We start from the raw sequence: 6,891 nt of genomic DNA, 5'->3' as shown, positions 1-6,891 counted from the left end.
CCTTTGCTTTGACCTGTTCATACTCCTTTATCAGAAAACGGAACTTCTCCAGGTAGTTCCGTTGAAGGGTCATGTCATTGGTGTTTATTCGCATAACAGAAACCTAAAGTTTTGTTACCGAATTAGTTGACTTTTACAGCAGTGACCGAAGAACGTCTGTTCGATTGACGGATGGTAGAGATCAATGCACGCTCCTCAACAGAGATGGATACGAGATTCCCGTTTTTTGCCACTGGGATAGGCGTGTCCAATCCCTCGGCCAACCGATGTAGCGGGAAGCACGTATGTGCATCTGCCATCATGCCTTCCACGGTTCCATCGGCATCATGGCCCATGAATGTGGGAACATATGCCGAAATCCCGCCCTGTGGCGTGACCAACAGACAGACCGGGGTGTCAGCGGCAAAGCTGAGAAGCGTCAGAACGTCAAAAACGGTCAGCTGGGCAAGTCGTCTCTGAAGCCCATCCACCAGTTCCTTGGACAACAGAGCCAGACCCTGTGACCCGTTGGAAATGCCGAACAATCGTTTTAAAGGCGTGGACATGAAGATGTGACGGATCACCTGTTGGAGGAATCTTCCATCAAGACCCACCGTCCCCATTAATCCCTTTATCACATTATCTTGGATTCCGGTTCTATTGAAGGACTCCAGAAACCTCAACCAGATGACCTGGGAAAAGTAAACTCGGTCCATGTTGAAAGAGCGGGGTAACATTCCCTCATTCTTCCAAAACGCCACCTGTTCGGGACCGATACCGGCATCCTGAATAGAATACTTCCTGTCCAATAGCAACGTCACCGATCGCTCCGCACGTTCCGGCAATCCTTTCCTGTCACTAGATAGGACATGAACGACAACTTTCAGAACCTGAGACCATTTGACCACCATCATGAGTCAAATATAAGTAGTAAAGTGTGGTCATTTCTGACACCGCGACAATTTGAGTTTAATTTCCCGATTTATTGAATAAGGAATAATATTTCAAACAATAAACAGTCACTTAAAGTATCACTTCAAGTGGCGTGGTCGCGAGCGGTCGCGCGGAAAGTGTCGCGGCAACGCGGAATTTGGCGGAAGATCTTACCGCTACCTTCCACGAGAATCGGCACGGATTCGCGGTCTTTCAGCGTGTTTTTTCGGTCTTTTTGGAAATTGGTGGCACAGAAGGCCGACAGAACCTCGTCCAGTGGTAAGTTCCGGTCATTTCTGACACGCTGGATAGGCTGAAAACAGGCGTTTCCATAAGGTCTTTTGATCATGGTGGACACCAACGGGGCACTATCGACATTTCAGAACTCCCATGTTGTACAATATATGCTCCATTGACCCTATTTCGCCCAGAGGGTCGGACTCGTTGTGAACGCCTAATGGCAGCGTTTACAGAGCGTTTGAGCAGTACATGTAAGAACAAAATCATTGTAACTGGTATGGTGCGGTTGGAATACGTGGGTCTGTTGATCGGAATGCGCTGTGGACGCCTGTTCCCCGCGCTTACAGTGCAATTCCCTGTTTGATTCCGAGCATGCAAAATCCGACCCGAGGAGTGGTTGGTCTCTTCGTGTTCACTTGTCACCTAAGCCTCGTTCATTCGTAATCGGATATCCGTTGGAAACGCTTGTTTCCAGCGTTTTCCGCTCACGTACATGTAAGATCACCAGTTCCACATCGTTGCGAAAGGCTGAGAACGAAAATGGCCTCGCAAAACTTCTCAGAATGTCTGTAAACGCCTGTTCATCGCGTTTGCAGCGCAATTTCTTCTCTGTCCCCAGTGTTGGGTCGTAGATGATCGAATCAAGAGAACCGTGGTCTTTTGTTGTCTCCAAATGAACCGTCACCAACCTCTAACGTATTGGTTAGGCGTGAAAGTTTCTGTGAACGCCAATTACCCGCGTTTACAGCGAGTTCTTATAAGGATTGTTGCGGAGATAGAGATCCGGCCTTTGTTTCTGAATATCGTTCCGTCCATTCTTGGCTCGTCATTAATGGCGCGGTCGAAACATTCGCGTAAACGCCTGTTCATCGCGTTTGCAAAAGGGTTATAGTGATTTTCGTTTCGCGGTTGTCGCGAAGAGTTGTTAAAGGTCACGGTCATTTGCGGGTCCAGTACTGGAGATGTTGGGAGTTCGGTTTAATGCGACTTAGCGTTGGTTGAATCATTTTCAGGGGTACTGCTGAATCTGTTGGACACGTCTGTTCCCAGCGTATACATTGACCAGTCATGTATGTTTCATCAGATGATTGGTGGTGGTCCCAACTATTCGGGTCACATACAGGTACTTGCGTTTTTCTGACAACTTTTATGATGTAGGGAAAACGCTGTGAACGCTGGTTTTCAGCGTTTGCAAGATTGAACAGCAATATTTCGGCTCTGTTCCATACTTGTGCATTCTTCTGGATTATTGGCCAGCATCTACTGATCTCTTGGTCAAACCTACCATCGGTGATATGGCAATTAAAATGCTTGCACCTCGCGCTTACCGCAAATTTCTTTAACCAGCTTCAACTTTTAATAGTCAAGGGCGTGTCCTTCTTCATGAAGTAATCTGCATAAACTTATTGACTGCTGTGCCTGACATTGAAATGGTCAAACGCCCGTGCATTCGCAATGTTTTCAGGGAAACTCCATTCTCCGATTCCAGTCAATGAATGCCGCTGTTGCAACGGTCGGTTTTTCAAATAGGAGCTGTGTCATTCCAAAGTGGAACATTGCTGGAAACACCGATTTCCTTGGCAGCTGCGACATGGCTCAATCACTTTGTGCCATATGCCACAGCGGATGCGGAGAAAACGAGATTAGAAAGTAACACGATGAGTCAGTTCAGAACGTTTGCCGGACATAGTGGGTCAGTTTTCTAGTATGATGCATGGGAAGTTTGAGTTTGATGGTAATTTGTTTAGTTGGGTTCAACACGAGAATATCGGTTCGTTAACAAATCATTACCTGACACGTGTTTTCAACAATGTTTGTTCTTAAAATCATGAATTGTTAATAAGTGTTAACCGCGATAAATTGGCACGTTACCAATATTATAATAATATCGTGGTCTCATATGTTCCCTAAGTTTTGTTGAGGGTCTACCATAGTATCGGTTAGCAAAAGGTGGGTGCTGTTGGGGTGCTTAAAACGGACATCAATAAAATAAAACCACATGCGTTCAAAAGTGACTAAGACCCTGTTCATAGTTTTATCGGTAGTAATATGCAGTAAAGCGGGTCGCTCGCAAGATCTTGCCGTTTCCGGAATCGTTTCCAATCACAACGGCTATGCAGTTTCCTGTTCGGGAGCAGATGATGGTTCCATTGATCTCTCTGTCTCGGGTGGAAGCACGCCTTACGGCTTTCTTTGGTCAACGGTCAATGGGGCCGTGGCTGCCAATGGAGCCACTACGGAAGACCTTATTGGCCTGACCGCAGGAACTTACAGGGTCATTGTTACTGATTCGGTGGGAGATTCCGATACGCTTGATGTGGTATTGAATGCACCGGCCGACCTTTCAGTCTCGCTCTATAGTCCCGTATATAACGGATTCAATGTGCATTGCCAGGATGGCACGGATGGTCAGATAAGCAGTACGGTGAGCGGAGGTGTCAGTCCGTACAGCTATGCATGGAACACTGGGGATGCGGTTCCCAACATCGGGGGGCTTTCTCAAGGCTCATACCAAGTGGTGGTAACTGGAACCAACGGCTGCCGCGATACCAGCACCATCATCCTAGTTGATCCATCGGCCCTCCTCACAAATCTTGAGGTTACGCAGCCGATTGCATGTCACGGGGGAACGGCCGTTCTTGACCTTTCGGTGTCGGGTGGGGTTGGTCCGTACATCTACAATTGGGGCAACGGTGCCATTACGCAGGATCTCTCGGCTGCCATGGCGGGAATGCATTCGGTGCGGGTGCAAGATGCGAACGGTTGCGTGCGCTTCGACTCCCTATTGGTGACAGAACCGGATGTACTTGGCTTTTATGGCTCATTATATGAGTACCAGCCGGGAGAGAATTTTAGTTGCGACACATGTAATGATGGGCAGGCCACGTTGACACCAAGTGGCGGCACCTCTCCTTATACATACCTATGGACAACCATTACCGGAACGGGCAATGGGCAGGCCACAGCAACAGCGGTAGGTCTGTCGCAGGGTGACAGTTACACCTTCACTATCACCGATGCCATGGGATGCTCAGTCACTGATAGCTTCACCATGCCGGAGGTGACCCCGCCCCCAAGCGCACTCGAACTGGTGGGTACCATGAGTTCCTATGCGGGTGGATATCAGGTGAGCGGAAATGGGGTGGAGGACGGTTGGATCGATCTACAGGTCATTGGTGGTACGTCACCGTATGTGTACCTATGGAGCACATCCAATGGTTCAACTGCCGCCAATGGAGCTACCACACAGGATCTGAATAGCTTGGGAGCGGGAACCTATACGGTGACGGTGACCGATGTCAGCTCCGAGCAGGCCGAAAAGAGCTTTACGTTGACGGCTCCTGCTACAACGTTGAGTGGTTATTTGAATTCTTCTGGAACGGGATGCTATGGTACGGGTTCAGGGCAGCTAAGTGTGATTGCGCAGGGAGGTGTTCCACCGTACTCTTATGTATGGAGTACGACCGATGGTACGGCATCTGCTGATGGTGCCACCACCTACGATATTTACGGCCTGTCTCCGGGAACATATTCGGTTACCATTACAGATGCCAGTAACAGCACCGTCTCATTGTCCTACCAGATGCAGGAATTCCCTGAAATCACCACTTCCATCACCCCGTCCTTCGATGTGCAGGGCTACCAGATACGCTGCGCAGGGGAGGACACCACACTGCTCGACCTTCAGGTGTTCGGGGGTTCTGGGCCGTACTCCTATCTTTGGGACAATGGCAAGTTCACGCAGGATATCCGCATCACAACGGGGGGGTGGTATAATGTGATCGTGACGGATGGGAACGGTTGCACCAAACGCGACTCGATCTTTATCAATGCTCCGGACCAGGTGCAGATAGATGCACAATGGTACACCTATTCCAATGGACAACTGTTCAGTTGCGATACCTGTAATGACGCACAGGTAACGGTCAATTTCAGCGGAGGTGTTGCCCCTTACGCCATGACACTTTCATCGGCCACCCAGACATTGACCGGTCCCACATTCACGGGAATCTACGCAGATACCGCCTATACCCTGTATATGGAGGATGCCATCGGGTGCAGTCATGAAATGACAGGTGATGAGGCGTTGGTCATTCCACATGACGGGTTTCACAGCCTTGGTGTAAGTGCTCAGCTATCACAGTATGCCGGTGGGTACAACATCAGCAGCTATGGAGGCAATGACGGATGGATCGACCTGAATATTTATGGTCAGATGAGTCAGGAGACCATTCTGTGGTCAGATGGTAATACGGACAAGAACCGAGTCGGACTAACGGCCGGAACGTATGAGGTCACGGTGAGTGACAATGCCGGGCAGAGCATCACCAAAAGTTGGACGTTGACACAGCCGCAAGCTGGGATGTCGGTGATGATCAGCGGGAGTTACGGTAGCTGCATGGGTAGCGGCACCGTCAATGCAATGGTGAATGGGGGTACGCCTCCTTACTCTTACCAATGGACCGGACCGAGCGGTTTGCTGGCCGATGCATGGAGTACGGTCATGGTTTACGAGGAAGGTCAATACGACCTCACGGTTACGGATGCCAATGGGCAGACGGCACAGGCCACCAAGTCACTTTACAGCAGCCCACAGTTATGGGCCGAAGCATATTCGCCACAATTATATGGCAATGCCAATGCCAGTTGTAGGGGAGGCGATGGTAGTATTGTTGTCAATTTGCATGATGGTGCGCCACCTTACACCATCGACATCAACATCGGTGGAGGCGGAAATGTCACTTATTCCGGAACAAATGCCTCCGGAAGTGGCACACGATCCAGCATTCGCTTTACCACCAACGACACTATTGTGGTAATAGATACCTTGGATGCAGGGGATTATTACGTGAACATCAGCGATATGAGCGGATGTGGCGGACAGAACTATAGCTTGAACCTTGTGGAGCCGGACCCGTTACTTGTGTCCGTTATGCCCGCGCTACAACCTAACGGCTACTATATCGGTTGTGGGACCTGCACGGATGGACAGGCCGAGATGCAGGTTTCCAATGCCAACGGCAATGTGGAATATGTGTGGGCCCAAGTGCCGGAGGAGTATGTCGAGTTGCGCATTGAGGGAGCCAGTTTTTTCGAGCGGCTAAATGCTGGTGACGTGGATCCCACGGAACTTTTTGACGGAGGGCTTCCTTTTATCATCGGTACCGCTGCAGAGCAGGGCGGCCTGAGCGGAAGTGTCATGTACGCTGGCTTTGCCCGCGATGAGCTGGGCTGTTTCGGAGGAGAAGAGTTCTTTTTGGAGAAACCGAATTCTTGTTGTGACGGAACGAATACCTCATCATCAGGATTTGCTTGTGCTGACACCAATGAGGTTATTCGTGGACGGTGGGTGAATGATACATCCTTGGTTCATGTGTGTTCAGACATTCAGGTTGGAATTGGCACGGACATCGTTCCTCAGGGATACGCTTTGGGCGTTGCTGGTAAGATAATCGCGGAAGAAGTTGAAGTACAACTTTCAACCAATTGGCCAGACTATGTCTTCGAAAGCGAATATGAGAAGCTTTCATTGGATGAGCTCAGGACCTTCATCTCTGAGAATGGTCATCTTCCAGACGTCCCATCGGCCAAGGAGATTGAAGAGAACGGGGTCTCTCTTGGTGAGATGGATGCCGTCTTGCTACGGAAAATCGAGGAGCTCACGCTTTACATGCTTGAACTCAAACAGGAGAATGAGCAGTTGAAGAAAGTTGTCGAAGAATTGAACCGATAATAGTG

General features: G+C 49.5%; 3 protein-coding genes. 1 reads left to right on the top strand and 2 read right to left on the bottom strand.

The features are described 5' to 3' along the window. Positions 1-122: 122 nt before the first annotated feature. Positions 123-893, bottom strand: a complete 771-nt coding sequence (locus GC178_17000) for a hypothetical protein (GenBank protein ID MBI1289267.1) — start codon at positions 891-893, stop codon at positions 123-125. A gap of 122 nt (positions 894-1,015) precedes the next feature. After that, positions 1,016-1,261: a hypothetical protein gene (locus GC178_16995; GenBank protein MBI1289266.1), complete on the bottom strand. Its 246-nt coding sequence runs from the start codon at positions 1,259-1,261 to the stop codon at positions 1,016-1,018. A 1,890-nt stretch (positions 1,262-3,151) separates the two neighbouring features. On the opposite strand from GC178_16995, the gene GC178_16990 reads away from it, so the two are divergent. Further along, positions 3,152-6,886 (top strand): hypothetical protein, encoded by a 3,735-nt coding sequence (locus tag GC178_16990; GenBank protein ID MBI1289265.1) that lies wholly within the window; start codon positions 3,152-3,154, stop codon positions 6,884-6,886. The last annotated feature ends 5 nt before the right edge of the window (positions 6,887-6,891 follow it).

Source organism: Flavobacteriales bacterium, assembly GCA_016124845.1.
Lineage (GTDB): Bacteria > Bacteroidota > Bacteroidia > UBA10329 > UBA10329 > UBA10329.
Note: the sequence above shows the minus strand (reverse complement) of the source record. Positions and strands in the feature narration are given on the sequence as shown.